This is a genomic window from Ruminococcus sp. 1001136sp1_2201st1_G3_2201SCRN_220225 (assembly GCF_040924365.1).
GTDB classification, from domain to species: Bacteria; Bacillota; Clostridia; order Lachnospirales; family Lachnospiraceae; genus Blautia_A; species Blautia_A faecis.
Map to the genome: position 1 here is coordinate 1 of NZ_JBCOME010000070.1, position 18,744 is coordinate 18,744.

12 protein-coding genes are annotated in these 18,744 nt (G+C 45.7%); 5 read left to right on the forward strand and 7 right to left on the reverse strand.

Features of this window, described 5'->3' with window-relative positions; all coding sequences use genetic code 11:
• Window positions 1-1,623, reverse strand: a 1,623-nt coding sequence (locus AB5642_RS17455) for a substrate-binding domain-containing protein (protein ID WP_368371788.1), incomplete at its 3' end; no start/stop codon positions are given.
• A gap of 339 nt (window positions 1,624-1,962) precedes the next feature.
• Between AB5642_RS17455 and AB5642_RS17460 the strand changes: the two genes are divergently transcribed.
• The 3 genes from AB5642_RS17460 (at window position 1,963) to glgD (ending at window position 4,608) form a co-directional block, all read left to right on the forward strand.
• The gene (locus AB5642_RS17460) at window positions 1,963-2,193 is read left to right on the forward strand and encodes a hypothetical protein (protein WP_368371789.1); all 231 of its coding nucleotides are present in this window, start codon (window positions 1,963-1,965) and stop codon (window positions 2,191-2,193) included.
• A 155-nt stretch (window positions 2,194-2,348) separates the two neighbouring features.
• A complete protein-coding gene (locus AB5642_RS17465) occupies window positions 2,349-3,491 on the forward strand; it encodes a glucose-1-phosphate adenylyltransferase (protein WP_368371790.1) in 1,143 nt (380 codons plus the stop codon).
• Between the two features lies 1 nt (window position 3,492).
• Window positions 3,493-4,608: a glucose-1-phosphate adenylyltransferase subunit GlgD gene (glgD, locus tag AB5642_RS17470; protein WP_294671616.1), complete on the forward strand. Its 1,116-nt coding sequence runs from the start codon at window positions 3,493-3,495 to the stop codon at window positions 4,606-4,608.
• Between the two features lie 88 nt (window positions 4,609-4,696).
• On the opposite strand, the gene AB5642_RS17475 is transcribed toward glgD, so the two are convergent.
• Window positions 4,697-7,123, reverse strand: a complete 2,427-nt coding sequence (locus tag AB5642_RS17475; RefSeq protein WP_368371791.1) for an HD domain-containing phosphohydrolase — start codon at window positions 7,121-7,123, stop codon at window positions 4,697-4,699.
• A gap of 429 nt (window positions 7,124-7,552) precedes the next feature.
• Between AB5642_RS17475 and fliB the strand changes: the two genes are divergently transcribed.
• Window positions 7,553-8,719 (forward strand): flagellin lysine-N-methylase, encoded by a 1,167-nt coding sequence (gene fliB / locus AB5642_RS17480; RefSeq protein ID WP_368371792.1) that lies wholly within the window; start codon window positions 7,553-7,555, stop codon window positions 8,717-8,719.
• Window positions 8,720-8,811: 92 nt separating this feature from the next.
• The gene (locus AB5642_RS17485; RefSeq protein WP_368371793.1) at window positions 8,812-9,447 is read left to right on the forward strand and encodes an N-acetyltransferase family protein; all 636 of its coding nucleotides are present in this window, start codon (window positions 8,812-8,814) and stop codon (window positions 9,445-9,447) included.
• Between the two features lie 137 nt (window positions 9,448-9,584).
• Here the strand turns inward: AB5642_RS17485 and AB5642_RS17490 are convergent, their stop codons facing one another.
• The 5 genes from AB5642_RS17490 to AB5642_RS17510 form a co-directional block, all read right to left on the reverse strand.
• Complete coding sequence (locus tag AB5642_RS17490; RefSeq protein ID WP_368371794.1) at window positions 9,585-11,975, reverse strand: TIM-barrel domain-containing protein; 2,391 nt, start codon at window positions 11,973-11,975, stop codon at window positions 9,585-9,587.
• Window positions 11,976-12,108: 133 nt separating this feature from the next.
• Window positions 12,109-13,473 (reverse strand): GH1 family beta-glucosidase, encoded by a 1,365-nt coding sequence (locus AB5642_RS17495; protein WP_368371795.1) that lies wholly within the window; start codon window positions 13,471-13,473, stop codon window positions 12,109-12,111.
• 275 nt (window positions 13,474-13,748) lie between these two features.
• The gene (locus tag AB5642_RS17500) at window positions 13,749-16,352 is read right to left on the reverse strand and encodes a glycoside hydrolase family 2 protein (RefSeq protein ID WP_173772807.1); all 2,604 of its coding nucleotides are present in this window, start codon (window positions 16,350-16,352) and stop codon (window positions 13,749-13,751) included.
• 297 nt (window positions 16,353-16,649) lie between these two features.
• On the reverse strand, window positions 16,650-18,458 hold the full coding sequence (locus tag AB5642_RS17505; protein WP_173716134.1) for an amylosucrase: 1,809 nt from the start codon (window positions 18,456-18,458) through the stop codon (window positions 16,650-16,652).
• A gap of 73 nt (window positions 18,459-18,531) precedes the next feature.
• Window positions 18,532-18,744, reverse strand: a 213-nt coding sequence (locus tag AB5642_RS17510) for a DUF6783 domain-containing protein (protein ID WP_368371796.1), incomplete at its 5' end; no start/stop codon positions are given.

Sequence of the window (18,744 nt, forward strand, 5' to 3'; positions counted from 1 at the left end):
CCTCTGGCCATTCCCAGCCTGGCAAACCCGCTTGGTGTGCTCCATAAACCCGCGCAGATTCAGAAGCCCGGTCAGCTCATCATACTCGGAAATAATACCAAGAACCCGGTTTTTCTCCTTAATCTCTTCCATATCCCTGGACATCTCCAGCCGTCTGGCCGCCTCTGCCTTGCTGATCTCCAGATAATGCAGGGACAAACCAATCTGCAGGCTGATCACATAGAAGAACGGGAAATCCTCCTGGTCAATGTCACAGGCCAGAAGTCCATACTGCTTCTCCCCGGAAAAGAGAAGAAAGACCATAAACTGATGGCGCTCTTCATCCTCCATCAGATCACAGATTCCGTTTTCCTTCATGACCAGAGGTCTTTCGTAAGCCGCCTTGGTAATGATCCTGCCATTCTCATAGCTGGCAGCAAGATGAAGGTTATAAGGGCAGGTCCACTTCCGTTTGCCATCGTAAACAATCGGTTCATCCAGAAGAAAAAGATGAGTACATCTTGTATGAAGCTCCCGCATTTTCTCCATAATTTCCTTCAGAAAAGCCTGCTCGTCATCCATGCAGTCGTTTAAATCCCGGGCAAGAACCGGAATAAACCAGGATTTCCTCTGAAAACTGATCAGCTCCAGCTTCATTCCGGTAATGGTCTTATTCAACCTGTGCACCTGGGCGCCAAGTCCCACGGGTGTCTCTTTCTTCGAAACATCCTCTGACACACAGCCGCAGGACTCTCTTTTTACAAGAGAAACCGGCACGCGTCTGGATACCGCTTCTTTTCCGGGATCTTTTCCATCCAGGCGGTTCACCAGATCGTAGACTGCCATTTTACCCATAAGTTCTCCGTCCTGCTGAACTGTAGTAAGGGGCGGTTCCATCCCGGATGCACGCTCGCAGTCATCAAATCCGGTAATCATAATATCCTTGCCAACCACAAGCCCACGCTTCTCGCAGACACGATAGCCGGCAAAAGCCATCTCATCGTTGGCAAATACAATGGCCTGGGCATCCGGGTTGCTATCCAGAAGGCGTTCCACCTGTTTGTCCACAAACTCTGAATAATCCCCCTGGGCAATCATTCCAGGGGTTACAGGAAGCCCGTATTTCTTCATGGTTTCCAGATAAGCTTCCTTACGCTCAATGGCATCTGTGTTATGCTCCGGTCCTGCCACGAACAGGATTCTGGACAGATGATGCTCTTCCACCAGATGGGAAATGACCATCGCGATACCATCTTTGTTATCGCAGATCAGGGAGTGACAATTGGACACATCCACGACTTCTGTAAGAAAAACCGTGGTGATTCCATTATATTTCTGGGCAAATTTGTTGGGATCATCCTCCCGTAGCTGGATTCCCAGTGTTCCATAATTAATGATCAGACCATCCAGTCCGCCGATCAGGCTGTAGTCATGTATAGTATTAAATTGATAGTCATAGGAATTTTTCTGTTTGCTGCCCAGGACATCTTCGAAAAAGTCCTTAGTCCGGGTTCCCAGAAAAAAACAGACATTTACATCCAGCTCTGCCGCCGCCTCAGAAATCCCCTTGATATGCTCTTTGGGAAAATAGGTATGCACTCCTCCGATGAGGACTCCAAGATTATACCTCTTTTTTTCTTCCATCTTCACACCTCTTGCTGCAAAACTTTGATATTTTTTCTTTCTCCTTCATATCGCACTTCATCTGTTCTTACGCTCTTTTTTATCCAAAATCAGCTTTTGGCTTTCGTCTATTATAACAATGTTTCCTATAGCATGTAAAGTCGCTTTTGTGAACTTTCGCTAAATATGTGAATATTTGAGCCCTTCATTGCAGTGCAGATTTTTTTCTGGTATACTTTAGGCATCAAGCGCACATCTGCAAATTAAAGCAGTAAAGAATTGGACTTTATCGGTTATAGAGACAGCTTGCAGGAATGATTTACCAAACACACTCTGGCGCCTGATAGGAAGGATAAAAAAATGGCAATTAACCCCATGAAATTACTTGAACTTAAGAACCTGTGGGGCGCTTTTACAAGGCGTCACCCGAAATTCCCACAATTTATTTCAGCCGTGCAGCAGGCCGGCATTTCCGAGGGAACCGTGATCGAGGTTCAGATCACCACACCAGATGGCAGAACTTTCACTTCCAACCTGAAAGTACAGCCGGAAGACATTGAAGCTGTGAAAAGTCTACAGAATTACCAGTAAATATTTAGCTAAATTTTATCTAGATTTTACAATATTTTTGCACAAAAAAATTGTATTTTTATCAAAAATATTGTATAATATAGCTTAAAGCATTCCTGTTTACGGATGCATTTCTGTGAACAGCAGCCTTAAAGAAATGAAAGTGAGGGTTCACCATGAAACAGAACAGTATGTTAGCAATGATTCTGGCAGGCGGCCGTGGCAGCCGTCTTCACGATCTTACCAACAAAGTGGCTAAACCGGCAGTTTCCTACGGCGGTAAATACCGTATCATTGATTTCCCCCTCAGTAACTGTGCCAACAGTGGCATCGACGTAGTAGGCGTACTGACACAATATGAGTCAGTTGAACTGAACAGTTATGTTGCAGCTGGCGGACGCTGGGGACTGGATTCCAAGGACAGCGGTGTATATGTACTTCCGCCTCGTGAGAAAGCAGACACCGGACTCGACGTATATCGCGGAACAGCCGACGCGATTTCCCAGAACATTGATTTTATAGATCAGTATGATCCGGAATACCTTCTGGTACTTTCCGGTGACCACATTTATAAAATGAATTATGACAAGATGCTTGCCTTCCATAAAGAGAGACAGGCCGATGCTACCATCGCCGTTATCGAGGTTCCTCTTAAGGAAGCCAGCCGTTTCGGTATTATGAACACAGATGGCGAGACAGACCGTATCACCGAATTTGTCGAGAAGCCGCCGGTACCTGAGAGCAATCTTGCCTCTATGGGTATCTATATTTTTAACTGGAAGCTTCTTCGCAAGCTGCTTCTTGCAGATATGAAGAACCCGGATTCCAACCATGACTTTGGAAAAGATATCATCCCTACTCTTCTTGGCGATGAGAAGCGTCTTTTCGCTTACCGCTTCAAGGGCTACTGGAAGGATGTTGGAACCATAGATTCTCTCTGGGAGGCAAATATGGATCTTCTCAGTCCGGCTAATGAGCTGGATTTAAGCGACCTTACCTGGAAGATTTACACCGAAGACGTAACCGCACTTCCGCAGTACATTGGTGCAGAAGCCAGGATCCAGAATGCTTACATAACCCAGGGCTGTGTAATTGAAGGCGAGGTTACCAATTCCGTAGTCTTTACCGGAGCTAAGGTAAGACCAGGTGCAAAGGTAATTGACAGTGTACTTATGCCAGGTGCTATTGTGGAGGATGGTGCTGTCGTAATACGTGCCCTTGTTGCCAATGGCGTAAACATCGGCAAGGGTGCTCTTGTAGGAAGTGCTGACAGTGAGCACATCGAGCTGATCGCGAAACGAGTAAAGGGGGCCGAATAATATGTATAAAGCATTTGGAATTGTAAACTCATCATCCAGAAACATCCGTGTAGAGGGACTTGAGGACTACCGTCCAATCGGAGCTTTCTCATTCCTGGGCAGATACCGTATGGTCGACTTCCCGATTTCCAACCTGAGCAACAGCGGCATTGACCGCATCCAGATCTACGTGAAAGAGAAACCAAGAACTCTGGTTTCCCATATCGGCACCGGACGTCATTATAACATTAACTCAAAGAGCGGACGGCTGCAGATTCTTTTCACTGACAGCGACCAGAGAAACAATATCTATAACACCGATATTGCTTCCTATTATGAAAATATGGAATGCATCGAAGAAATGCATCATCCATATGTGGTAATCACCCCTGATTACATGGTTTATACCGCAGATTTTTCCAAGCTGATCGAGCAGCATATCCAGTCTGAGGCTGACATTACCCTGCTTTATCACGCAGTAGACAATGCGAAGGATGCTTATCTGAACTGTAATATCCTGAATCTGAACAAACAGAAGGGTGTGCTCTCCATTGAGCCAAACCACGGAAATGCCAAGAACCGCAATATTTTCATGGACACCTATATTATGAAGAAGGATCTGTTTATCGAGCTGATCCGCAAGGCAAAGGCAATTTCTTCCGCCTTTACTCTTGCAGACATTATCAACGAGCTGCATAACGAACTGGATGTAAGAGGAGTTTCCCACCGCGGCTTCTTCGCTTCCATCACAGATTTCCAGAGCTATTACGATGCCAATATGGATCTGATCGATATTAAGGCTGCACAGACACTTTTCGATCCGGAATGGCCAATTTATACCCGTACCAATGATTCCTGTCCGACTCACTATTATGAGACCGCCCAGATCCGCAACTCTGTCGTTTCCAACGGCTGTCAGGTGGAGGGAACCATTGAGAATTCCATTCTCGGTCGTGGCTGCATTATCCACAAGGATGCCGTGATCAAAAACAGTGTGATTCTTTCCGGTGCTGAGATCGGTGAAGGCGTACATGTAGAGAATCAGGTAGTAGACAAGATGGTCAAAATCCTTCATGTGAAGGAGGTTGTCTCAGATCCGGCACTTCCTGGATACATTAAGAGAAGAGATATTCTGTAAATGTTGCATTCCAGGGTCTGTTTGTAAAATCAAACACACTTAGAAAAGACAAAAGTCCCGAGCGGTTTTGCCCGCCGGGACTTTCTTTTTATATTCTTACCTGCTCCAGCATTTCCTCTACCCTGCCCGGTATACTGGTACCGGCAGTAACAAGCTTCAGCTGCACTCCTGGCAGCTCCGGAAATCTCAGAGTCTCTACTCTTCTGCACATTTCCTTCTGGATTTCGGAAAGCTCCTCTTCCGCAGCCTTAAAAAATACTGTCACAAAATCATCTCCGGAATATCTGAGCACATCGCCTTTGCCAGCTGCAACATCCCGAAGCACACCAGCAACCTGGCGAAGCACATCATCTCCAGCCTGATGTCCGAAATTCTCGTTAATTTTTTTAAAGTTCTTAATATCTGCAAACATAAGAGCTGCTACATTGTCCATCTTGCTCAGCTTCTCCACATAATAGCGTTTATTATAAACTCCGGTTACCGGATCTATATAAATCTTCTCCTTATGAATCCTTACAGATGACAAGATCTCCTCCCTGGAATACCCATCAGGCATAAAATCACCATCTATCCTGGAAGCCATTTCCAGACAGCAGGGTTTCCCGTCAATCTCCACATACATGGATACCACCTGATATGGATCATCCCCTGCAACCTCAAGCTTTGTCATACGCTTCCTGGTCTGCATGCTGAGCCTGGAAATACAGTTGCTGCATTTTTCCAGACAATTCCATATGTCTGAGCAGGTAGTTTCACTCTCCCACATTTTTCCATCTTTTTCTATATGGATAACCTTATTCGTTGTAGGATCTACATACCGGACCAGATCATAGGAAATCTGCAGATACTGAAGCAGAAGCCACGCTTCCGTTCCATCTGTAGAAAAGCCGCATTTCTTAAACCGGTCATAAAAACTGGAAAATTCTGCACTACGGTCTTTTTTCAGGACTTTCAAGCCTTCCTCCCGGACAGTTTCCATAACCATATAGTCATCTGTAATATCTGTCAGCTTTCCAACAACGCCTGTATAGCCTTTTTGGTCACCATCTGCCCAGATCACCCTGCATTCACATCGGTAATGGCAGGGACCTTTTCCATCTTTGAGAAAAATATTACTTGTCACATCCGGCATTTCCCTGGTAGCCTGGGTAATCTTCCGGATAAGCCGTTTCAGGGATTGCTCCTCCACAAGATCCGTCAGCACACCGCTCTGCAATGGGGAAAATGAAGGTTCTGTAATCCCGCTTCGTTTGCAGCCAGCCTGGTTAAAGGTGAGTAGCGGCGGTGAAATGGTATAAGTAAAAATAATATTTCTGCTGCCCTCTGCCAGGAAATTATGGCGCATTCTCTCAAATTCCAGCTGCTGCACAATTTTCTCCGAGGAATCCATCTCAAAATCGTGAAATCTGCTGGCAATATCAGAAAGGTCTGTCTGTTCATACCTTTCCTTGGATTTATAGCCCATTTTTTTCTTCAGGGAAGAAGAAATATCCAGAAGGCACTCCAGCATCAGTGGATTAAATGCACCACACTGTCCCGCCAGTATCATCTCGATGGCTTTTTCATGAGAATAAGCATCTTTATAGCATCTCTCACTGGTCAATGCGTCATACACGTCAGCTAACGCCACAACCTGTGCTGAAACAGGGATTTCTTCCCCTTTTAATCCATCCGGATATCCGCCTCCATCGTAGCGTTCATGATGCCAGCGGCAGATCTCGTATGCAGTCTTGACAAGAGGCTCCTCCTTCTGGTCAAGAGGCAGTTCTGACAGCATATTGGCACCTGCCATGGAATGTCCCTTTATTACTGCAAATTCTTCGGCTGTAAGTCTGCCTGGCTTATTCAGGATTTCATCCGGAATACTGATCTTGCCAATGTCATGAAGCGCTGAGGCTGTGGTAATCATCCGGATCTGTTCCTTGCTCAGGGCATATCTGTTATTTTCCTTCTGAACCAACTGGCGAAGCAGCATTTCTGTGATTGTCTGAATGTGCAGCACATGAAGTCCGCTCTCCCCATTGCGGAACTCCACTATATGAGAGAGGATATTGATCATCAGCTTGCTGCTTTTTTCTCTCTCGTAAATCTGATTGGAAACAATACTGGTCATCCGGCGCTGCTTGGCTCCCAGAAGTATGGCATTGGCCGAACAGCGTAATACCATATTTGCATCAAAGGGCTTTCCGATAAAATCAGTGGCGCCCAGATCATACCCACGTTTTATGTAAATAGGTGAATTTTCTGACGAAATAATCACAACCGGAATAGAATCAATCCAGTGTTCTTTATTCATATAAGAAAGAACCTCGAAACCATCCATGTGGGGCATAACAATATCCAAAAGAAGCAGGGAAATCTCCTCGGCATGCCTCTGAAGGTAGTCAACTGCCTGCACACCGTCGTTCACCTGTATGATCTCATATTCCTCTTCCAGAATTGCAGCTAAAAGTTCGCGGTTCATTTCTGAATCATCCGCTATAAGAATCTTTTGTTTAATTATAACTTCACTCATTTTATAATTTCCCTTGCTGGTGCAGGTACCCCCCCCACGCCAGTTTCCGTTTTACTGTTAAGCTGACAGCTTTTATAATATGGGTGCTATCATGTCCTGATATTTCTGTCGTTTCATGTGAATTTTTCTTCGGTCTGAAATTCTTGATTTGTTTTGGAATTTTCAACAGAACTGTCAAGATTTAATTATCGCAGTACAGGTATCAGAAAGCTATCGTTCGCGGACTGGTCAATAGCTGCCTAAGTTCTTTCCGATCCCAACTTTACCTATATGAGTTTAACAGTCCGTCGCGTTAATGTCAACTATCTATACCTTTTTTTATCCAGACCATCTATAACTTTTTTTGTCCAGAGGATTTACACAGCTTTGAAATACCGTTACAATAGTTGTATTTGAAATATACTGATCACTGTTACCAGGAGGTTTTTTATGGAGATTACAAGACCTAATTATTATAAAGAGTTTTCCTGTATTGCAGGTGCCTGTCCCGACACCTGCTGTGCCGGCTGGCAGATCGTCATTGACGACAAAAGCCTGAAAAAATATAAGCGTGTGAAGGGTACTTTCCGGAATCGCCTTCATAATGATATTGACTGGAAGGAGAAGGTTTTCCGTCAGTATGAGAAGCGGTGTGCATTTTTAAATGAGGACAGCCTTTGCGACATCTACAGCGAGGTTGGAAAACGAATGCTTTGCGATACCTGTCGGAAATATCCGCGGCACATCGAAGAATTTGAAGGTCTGCGGGAATATTCCCTGTCTCTTTCCTGTCCGGAGGCAGCCAGGATTTTGCTTGGCAAAAGGGAAAAGGTAACCTTCCAGACAGCGGTGGTTCCCTCCCCAGAAGAATTTTATGATGATTTTGACTATATGCTTTTCACTGCCCTTGAAGATACCAGGGAATACTTTCTTGATGTGCTGCAGAACCGGCAGATTCCCATGCGGCTTCGTATGTGGAAGATACTGGCTGCAGCCAGTGATTTCCAGCGCTGTGTAGACCGGAACCAGCTTTTCAAATGGGAAGAGATCCGGGAGCGCCATAAAGCCTCCGGATATGGCGAAGCCTTTACCTCCAAGGTGCAGAAGCATATGAATAAAAAGGCTGCGCCAGATGAACTTCTGAAGACCATGTGGAAGGCGGTTGTTCCCAGAATGGAGGTTCTCAGACCGGGCTGGCAGGAATTTCTGAAGAAAAATTTACAGTCGCTTTATGGCAGCGCAGAGTCTTCCGGTGTCTTCCCCGATTCCGTTTACTCTCAGAACCGTGCCGATTTCGAAAAGGCTTACCCGGACTGGAATATTCAAGAAGAGCAGCTGCTTGTGTATTGGATTTACACATATTTCTGCGGTGCTGTTTACGACGGCGAAATTTTCGCCAAGGTAAAAATGGCTGTGGTCTGCACCCTGCTGATTCATGAGCTGGATATGGGCGCTTACCTGAAAAACGGACGGGTGTTCTGTCTGGAAGACCAGATAGATATTTGTTACCGCTTCTCCAGAGAGCTGGAGCATTCAGATCTGAACCTGAATGCGTTTGAAGATTTACTTGCTGCTGATAAGCTGTTTGCTCTGGAAAACATGCTGAAAATCTGTTAAAACGAAATTTACGAAAATAAGACTGCACTTCATCATATGTGCTATAATACAGCTAAAATTTTCGTTTGCAACTACAAAGGAGGAATCCTGCCATGTCATTACCAGTTACTATCCGCCCGGCAGCCCCAGAGGATGCAGAGGCGCTCCTTTCCATTTATGCACCTTATGTAAAGCACACTGCAATTACCTTCGAATATGAAGTTCCCTCTGTAGAAGAATTCCGGAAGCGGATTGCACACACACTACAGCATTATCCTTATCTTGTAGCCGAACGGGGAATAAACAGCTCCGCACCAGGCAGCAAAGATGAAGGGAACTGCAGTGCATGTACCGAAATCGCAGGCTACGCCTACGCAGGACCGCTCCACGCCCGGGCTGCCTATGCCTGGTCTGTGGAAACTTCCATCTATGTAAGAGAATCCGAAAGGAAGTCCGGAATCGGCAAGGCGCTTTACGCTTCTCTGGAAAAAGCGCTTTCCGCCCAGAATATGACCAACCTGAATGCCTGCATCGCCAGTCCTGTAGTGGAGGACGAATATCTGAATCATAACAGCATTCAGTTTCATCAGCATCTGGGGTATTCCATGGTAGGGGAATTTCACAAATGTGCTTACAAGTTCGGGCGTTGGTACAATATGGTCTGGATGGAGAAGATCATCGCAGATCACCCTGACAGACAGCCCGATGTGATTCCCTTTGCACAGATTCCTCCTGAAACTTACTGCTGATTTTAAACGCTCAACAGATTGAAAAATACTTCAATGTTCTATGCAGACTGTTCCCCCCTCTTAAATAACAGCTTATTAAAACACCCGGGAGCAAATACTCCCGGGCTTTTTACTGTCTTTCATATTCTATTTATATCTTATTCTATCGCAGTCAGAATCTCTCCCACTGCTCCCACAATTCCTTCTTCCGGATGCATTGCGGTAAGCTGGGTGAGTTTGGCGGCATTGGAAATTTTCTTGTCCAGAATTTCCATGATGGCTGTTTTCTCCATGTATGGGATTTCAGCCTGGTTGAGAAGAGTGAATACCTGGGTTTTCACATCATTCTCACGAAGCACCGGAGCTCCCAGAGTAATGATAATTTCAGATGTTGCAGAGGTTTCCGGAACACTTATCTTCAGGCAGCCAAGTGCTTCATCGTACTCTTTAAAAGCTTCTACCTCTGTACCTTCCACTTCTACGGTAACCTCGGTGTCCTTCACACCCCAGAACTCTACAGTCCAGGTTCTCTTCTGCGGGATCAGTTCCAGCCTGCCTGCTGCCTTTTGGATGACGAAGCGGCCAGTACTCCACTTCAGATCCATGTCTGTGAGAACGCACTCGTCTTTCAGGTAAGCGTTGGACTCGTTGTCGTCTTCGTAAAGCTGGAAGCTGCCGTCTGCACCGCCGTATACACGGATGGTCATAGTTTCCGGATTTCTGTCTGCTTCCTGTCCAAATATTTCCTCAGTCATCGGCACAATGGCACCTGCTTTTGCCAGAACCGGTATGGAATGAAGGTCACGGTACATATCCATCTCTCTGTCGCCGGAATATACCAGACCTGTGAAGAAATCAATGTAAGTACCCTCTGGCAGCCATACATGAGTCCTGGCTCTTCCAACGCCCTGGACAGATTTCTCCGTAACAGGTGCTACAATAAATGCGGTTCCATACTCATATTCATTCTTCACTGTGTAAGCCACCTGCTCTGCCGGATATGTGTAGTACATTGGCAGGATCAGAGGCGTGTTCTCTTTATATGCTCTGTGGTTCATGGTATACAGATACGGAAGCATCTGGTGACGGAGTCTTAAGAACTCCTTCATGACCTCACCGATCTCCATAGGGAACTGCCACGGTTCTTTTCCCATAAACTCATTCTTGCTGCTGTGCAGACGGTTAATTGGGGAAAATACGCCAAGCTGTACCCAGCGAAGTGCCAACTCATTGTCACGATAGCCAAACATATGTCCGCCGATATCGTGACTCCACCAGCCATATCCAATATTGGAAGCTGTGCTGGTAAAATAAGGCTGGAAATTCAGGGACTCCCAGGTTACGATACTGTCACCGGAGAAGCCTACCGGATATCTGTGTGAACCAGGTCCTGCATATCTGGAAAAAGTAAGAGGACGTTTTCCATCGCGGGCATTGTCCAGGTAATGATAGTGGTTCAGCATCCACAAAGGATCCAGCCCGGGGACCTTCGTGATATTGCCCTGCTGCCAGTCGATCCACCAGAAATCAACGCCTTTATTTTCTTCTGGATGAAGCACACATTTGAAATATGCTTCCAGGAATTTGCGGCTTGTGATGTCAAAATCGATGGGGGCTTCGTGTTCGGTATCTACATCTCCCAGCTCCTTCGCCATAGCCGGATATGCTTCCTCGAAGGCGCGGATTCCACCAGCCGGATGAAGGTTTACAGAGATTTTCATTCCATGGTCATGAAGCCAGTTCATAAAACGCTCTGGATCCGGATAGTACTTTTTGTTCCAGGTATATCCGGTCCAGCCGCTGCCATATTTTGGATCCACTTCCTCTACCAGATGCCAGTCCATGTCCAGAACACCAACAGAAAATGGGATCTTCTCTTTCTCAAATCGGGTTACAAGCGCCTTGTAGCTGTCTTCTGTGTAAGCGTAATAACGGCTCCACCAGTTTCCAAGGGCATATCTTGGGAGCATAGGAGTTTTGCCGGTAAGACGGTAAAAATCATTCAAAGCTTCTTTGTAATCATTTCCATAAGCGAAAACATAAATGTCCACCCCATCTCCTGTGCGCACCTGAGTCCAGCCGTTTTCATCCAAAACCAGAGAATGGCTGTCATCAATCTGAGAGCAGCCGCTTCTGGACATAATTCCCTCCTGAAGCTGGCATTCCCCATCTACCCCATCCAAGGTTCTTGCGGTTCCGCCAAGATTGTCACCTTTTTCCCCATAATACCATACTGCACCATAGGCGTTCTGACCGCCTACTGCGTTTAAGTTCAGACTGTTTTTGGTAAAAGGTCCGCCGGCATAAGTAACATGCATTCTGTCGGTAAAAAGCTCGAAGCCTTCCCCCTTCTTTTCCACACGGAAGTCTACCGGATTAAATTTACGGTTCCATACAACCTGGGTAGGACGGTCTTCGAATTTACCGTCTTCCCTGTATTCCATTCGGATCAGGCAGGGAGTCAGCAGGGTAAAACGATATTTGTCACCCTGGATGGTGTTCTCCGGTCTGCCAACTGGTTCCATCGTCCACAGATTATTCTCAAACATATGTGTATCCTCTCAAACACTTAAGGTTTTTAGTTATTTTTTATATATGTTTTCTACTGCTTTTTCAACCAGTAAAAACTGCTGCTATACTTTTCTTTCTGCCCCTCTGATTTGCCATGGTCAACCTCCTGAATTACAGATTTTCTCCGTTTGTTTCGATAATATTTTTGTAGAAATATGCGGAATCCTTCCATATCCGCTTCTGTGTATTGTAGTCTGTATAAACAAGTCCGAATCTCTGGGAATATCCGTATGCCCACTCGAAATTGTCCATTACGGACCGTGCGAAATATCCTGCCAGATCCACACCGTCCTCAGCTGCACGCTTGTAAGCGCCAAGATAACGAGCCATAAAATCTACGCGGGCCTGGTCGTGAACCTTTCCGTCCACACCTACCCAGTCATGGGAAGCCATGCCATTCTCTGTGATCATAAATGGCTTCTTATAACGCTCCTGCATAAATTTTGGCGCCCAGTACAGAACCTCCGGAGTTACCGGCCAGCCAATTGCGGTCTGTGGAAAACCATCATAACGTGCTGCGCGGACTGCTTTTCCATCCTCACCGGCACGAACGGTTACGGCATTGTAAATGTTCTGTCCAAAAAAATCAAGTGGCTGTGAAATCAGCTTCATATCGGCATCTGTTACTTTCGGGAAAAACTGTCCGAATTCTTTCAGAATATCCTCCGGATACTGTCCCAGATAAACCGGATCACAGCAAAGAGCAACGTCCCAGCTGCAGGCTCCGATGGAGTTCTCCGGGAGACTGAAGTTTGCTTTTCTTGCGGCTTCAATGTCTTCCGGCTTGTTTGTTTCCGGAACATAAAGGGCTCCACATGGTGCCATACTGATCTTTACAGGCTGTTTGCTGAACTCACGAAGCGCTTCTACTGCACGGCCGTGGGCTTTCAGTACGTTGTGCCAGATACGGAAATAATCGGATGGACCAACCTTCAGGCCTGGTGCATGCTCACCGGTCTGATATCCAAGACCAACTACGCACTGCGGCTCATTGATGGTGAAGAAATTCTTTACTCTGTCTGAGAAATGCTCTGCCACTACTTTTGCATACTCGTAAAACCAGGATGGAGAATTTGGATTCATCCAGCCGCCCTGTAAATGAAGGGCGTATGGAAGATCCCAGTGATATAAGGTAACAAATGGCTCAATTCCGTTGTCCAGAAGTTCATTGATCAGGTTGTCGTAGTATTTCAGACCTTTTTCATTGACTGCACCTGTGCCTTCCGGCATGATGCGCGCCCAGGAAAGGGAAAAGCGGTATGCTTTCATGCCCATTTCTTTCATGATCTGAACGTCTTCTTTGTAGCGGTGATACTGGTCGCAGGCTGCATCGCCTGTCTGGTTCTCATAAATGTGTCCGCCGTCTTTGCAGAAAATATCCCAGATGTTCAGGCCTTTTCCGTCTTCATAAGCTGCGCCTTCTACCTGATAGGAAGCGGTTGCACCGCCCCAGATAAAATCTTTATTAAATCCCATGGTGTAATTCCTTTCTCTATTATGTAGGGGAGAATTTTTCAAATGCGTGTTTCGATTCTCCTGATTGATTGATCTATGTCTCGTAACATTTTATGTGATCGCTCTATTTTTACTTTTGCTTAATTCTACAAACCTCTGTCTACCAGCAAAAATTACGTATCTGACGTTTTGTTGCGGATTTCGAATATTTGGAGGATTGCGGGAGCAGCGTAGCTGCGTAGCAATCCGGGTATCAAATGAGTGGCAAAAGACCGTTTGACACTCATATCATTTTATTAATGATATGTATGATAAATATCGTAAATCCGGACGCCGTCTCTGGAAATCTTCTGGTTTTCTACCGGCACAAGTGTGACTGCTTCCTTGTCTGTAAATGCAACCACATTCTCGTTCCAGATGGTATCCGCGCTGATTCCCTCCAGCATGCAATATGGAACAAAAGTATCTGTCTGAATGGAAACGCTTCCGTCTGCATTCTCAGTTACCTTAAACGCAGGATCTTTCAGTTCCAGATATTTGACTGGGACAAATGTCTCGAATTCTTTCTTGGAAACCTTCTGTCCGTTTTGTTCATACTCATATTCGGCAACAAAGAATACGCTGTCATCACGACCTGCGATCAATTCCTTGTATTCTTTCTCAAACAGGCATTCTGCACTGAGTGCAGGTACTTCTTTAAATGCTTCCTGCTCCTCGATCACCTGGAAGTCCAGTGTTTTCACCGCGATTTTCGCTTTTACCGTTACCGGGTCAAGTGTCTCGTTTGAAATCCAGAAGCCTATGTGAGTCTCTTTTTTCTCAATGCTTCCTGCCACATTGTCGCAGAAGCCTTTTGCCATATAATGGAGGGCCTTGTATCTTCCGTAATAGTCCATACTGGACCAGGACGCAACCGGCCAGTTATCATTGAACTGCCAGTAAATACTTCCCATACATCTGCCGCGGTTTCTTCTCCAATGCTCCGTTGCTTCCTTCATGGCGTATCCCTGAAGAATCTGGCTTAGAAAGATCAGGCTTTCCAGGTCTTTCGGATAACGGAAGGTCTCAGATAAATAATATAGAATCTTACCGTTTGCCGCCGGATTTTTCTGATGGCTCTCCATAACTCTGGAGAAAAGGTTGCGGTCTTTCTCCCCGGTAAAGGTCTCTACTGTCTTGATAGATGGAAGAGACTGGAAGCCGAACTCGGAGCAGAAACGGAAATAGTGTTTCATGTACTCACTGAATGGTTTCTGACCATGCCATACATCCCAGTAATGGCAATCGCCGCGGTTCTCATCACATGGATTATCAAAGCTTCCTCCTGATGACGGGGAAGACGGCCAGTAGAATGCATCTGGTGCGTTTTCTTTTGCCACATCTGCAAGGAGGAATTCGAACTGATACAGGTAGTCTCTCTTAAGAGACGGTGCATGTCCCTGGACATCCTTCCAGTCTGTCCATGCGCATTCCAGCTCATTGTTTCCACAGATCAGGCCAAGGCAGGCATGATTGCGGAAACGGAGGATATTGTCTTTTGCTTCAATTGCAATATTCTCTGCAAACTCCGGTGTTACGTCGTAAATGTTGCAGGCGTACATCAGATCTTCCCAAAGGAGAATTCCGTATTCATCGCAGAGAGCGTAGAATTCGTCGGATGGATAATATCCGCCGCCCCATACGCGAAGACAGTTAAAGTTTGCAAATACGCAGGCATTTACATCGCGCTCCAGGATTTCCCTGGTAATTCTTGGGTAGAAGCAGTCATCCGGAATATAATCTGCACCTCGGGCAAAAATCTTTACGCCATTTACCATAATGGCAAATTCCTGGCCCCACTGGTCATCCTCACGGGATACCGTGACAGTGCGGAGACCGATGGGGTATTCCCTGGTATCAAGAACAGTCTCGCCGGCTTTCAGCTGGATCGTCAGGGTGTATAAAGGCTGTTTGCCGTAGCCGTTTGGCCACCACAAAGCAGGGTTTGTTACTTTTATATCAGAATCGGCGCCAGTGTAGATGAGAGCACCGGATGGGTCACGGAGTTCGTAGAAAAGCTGTAAGCCGCTGACTCCAGGCTGTGCGCTTCCGCCAGATTCTGGCTGTGCTGCAGAGATTTCAGCTGCGCTTTCCCGAACCTGTCTGTCAACACTTTCTACTGTACTTTCTTTCAACTCTGCGGCAATATTTTCTGCTGAATTTCCATTTGACTGCATAGCAGTATTTCCAGCTTTTACAACCTGTCCATCTGCTTTCTCAATTTCACTTCCAATATGAAGTGTCACGGCTCCATCCACATGCTCCTGGCGGATCAGGGATTCGCCCAGTCTTGCAGTATCAAAGCAGCAAAGCTCCACACCGCGGAAAAGTCCGGCATCTGGAAGCTTTGGGCCCCAATCCCAGCCAAACATGGAGTGTGCTTTACGGATGTACTGGCTTCCAGGGGTAGTTCCGGTGTTGGTAAGATGAATCTCTCTTCCTTTCTCCGGTTTGTAAGCCTCAATAAATTTTACCGGGGAAGCGATATGGAGTTCCAGAAGGTTCTCGCCTTCTTTTACCAGCTCTTTCACTTGGTAGACCCAGGTGCGGTGCATGTTCTCAGTATGTCCAAGCTTCTTTCCATTTAAAAAGACATCTGCTACAGTATCAATTCCGTAGAAGGTAAGAAGAATCTCTTCGCTGGCAATCTCTTCTGCGCTTACAGAAAAAGTGCTTCTGATATCAAAATCATTTTTCCAGAATTCTGTCCATTTGTACTCATTCATTCCATAATATGGATCCGGAAGAATTCCTTCTTTGCAAAAAGTCTCCATGGCGGAGCCGGGCACATTCATGTCATACCAGGTGTCCTGGCCGCTGATGGATATCTGAAAATTGTCTTTTAAGTCTCGCTTTATCATATGGTTATCCTTTCTTGTCAGCAAGCCGTTCAAAAATATTAAGATATGTAAATATAATTTAACAGTCCTATGAAGCAATGTCAACCATATACCAGTGGAGATTGTTACTGTTTATGATTTACTGTTCACGCCGACCAGTAACACGCTTCGCGATGCACAGAAAGACGAACCTTCTTGTGACAAGCACAAGAAGTAGCATTTGCTGCGCAAACTTAATCCTCATGTTTTCTGTGAACTTTGTTCACAAAAAACACCCGGGAGTACAGAGACAATCCTCTGTTCCCGGGTGTTTCTTCATCAGTTAATTTTTTTCAGCCAGAAGAAGCCATATGCAGGCACATTTACACCTGCAGCCTCCATCTCCTGTCCGGTAATCAGATCCTTGTAAATTCCATCACGTTCATTAATCCATGCTGTCTTATCATATTCACTAAAGTTAAACAGGCCGTAAATTTTCTCCCCTTCATAATAACGGCCAATGCAGAGAATACTGTTATCCCATGTATCCACAGTCCAGGTATCCGCATTTGTCATAAATGCCTTCTCTGTTTTGCGGATTTTTTCCAGCTGGAGCAGACGTTTGTTCAATTTACCCTCCACAGTTCTGGCGTTGCCGCTCATGGCTGCGCGATCCCAATTCATAGCCCCTCTGTGAATGTATCGGGAATCCGGTGCTTTGTCCGGATCATTTTTGTATGAATAATCATTTACCTGTCCGATTTCATCTCCACTGTAGATCACAGGAATTCCTGACTGCATGAACATATAGGCATGAAGCATAACATCCAGCTGGATTGCTTTTTCCATTGCCGCTTTGTTTTTCTCAAATCCCGCCTTCTCAATACCGCACATGGAAGCGGTGGTTCCGCAGAATCTTGCATCTCCAGTTACCGGATCCTCATTGTAAAGCACTCCGCGGCTGTTGCTCTCCCCTGCAAAGCCCTGGAAATAGTCATTGAGATATTTCTTATGAGAACGTTCTTCAATGCCTTCCTGCTGAAGTGTGGCATAGTCCAGTCCCCAGCCAATATCATCGTGGCAGCGCAGATAATTCAGGAATACGTAATCCTTCGGCAGACCATTTACAATATCAAGCTGTTTTTTCAGAAGACGCACGTCCCTGGTGGCAACGGTATGCCATGTAGTTGCCATTGTAGTTACATTGTAAAGCATATGGCATTCCGGTTTTTCTACAGTTCCAAAGTATGGCACAACCTTTTCAGGCTCCATAACTACTTCTCCAAGAAGAATCACTCCCGGGCATACAATCTCGCTGATCAGGCGCATCATACGCACAATGGTGTGTACCTGCGGAAGATTCCGGCATGGTGTGTTCAGCTCTTTCCAGATATAGGGAACTGCATCAATTCGGATTACATCAATTCCCTTGTTTGCAAGGAAAAGGAAATTATACATCATCTCATTGAAAACCCGAGGATTTCCATAGTTCAGATCCCACTGATAGGGGTAAAAGGTGGTCATTACATAATGCCCGATTTCCGGCAGCCAGGTAAAGTTACCCGGAGCTGTGGTCGGAAATACCTGAGGCACTGTTTTCTCATAGAGGGATGGAATATACGAATTGTCGTAGAAGAAATAACGGCTCATATATTCCCCGTCGCCCTGGCGGGCTTTTTTTGCCCATTCATGGTCTTCCGAAGTATGGTTCATAACAAAATCCATACACAGGCTGATGCCTTTTTTGTGGCAGGCACCGGCAAGTGCCTCCAGATCATCCATCGTTCCCAGATTTTCCTGTACTTTACGGAAATCAGCCACTGCATAACCGCCATCAGAACGGCCTTTCGGCGTATCCAGAAACGGCATCAGATGAATGTAATTTACGTTGTTTTTTTCCAGATAGTCAAGCTTGCTTTCCACACCTTTCATGTTTCCTGCAAAATTGTCTATGTAAAACATCATGCCAAGCATGTCATTTTTCTTATACCAGCCCGGATCTGCTTCACGCTTTTGATCCAGTGCCTTCAATGTGCTGCTTCGTTCTTCATAGAAGCGGTGCAGCTGATCGCATAACTCGAAAAACATGGAATCATTTCCATAAAGCTCCATGTACAGCCAGCGTAATTCATCTGTTTTCTTTGCCATACGATCCTGAAAGATCTTATCTGTTTTCTCTCTTTGCTTCACTTTATATCCTCCTCGTATCTACTGGCAATTCTCAAAACTTCAGCTCGTACTTTGTAACATCCATCTCCACTTTGCCATCTGCAAAGAAGGAAATTCCATCTGCCTCCAGATCTGTATAAATCGTTGCAGTCATCACATGTTCTCCATCATTTACAAAAATCTCAGCACTAGAGCGTGTTTGAAAAAGGCTTTCTGCAAGATGTGCGTCACAATTTGTGGGAGATTTCGCTCGGATGAGGGCGCC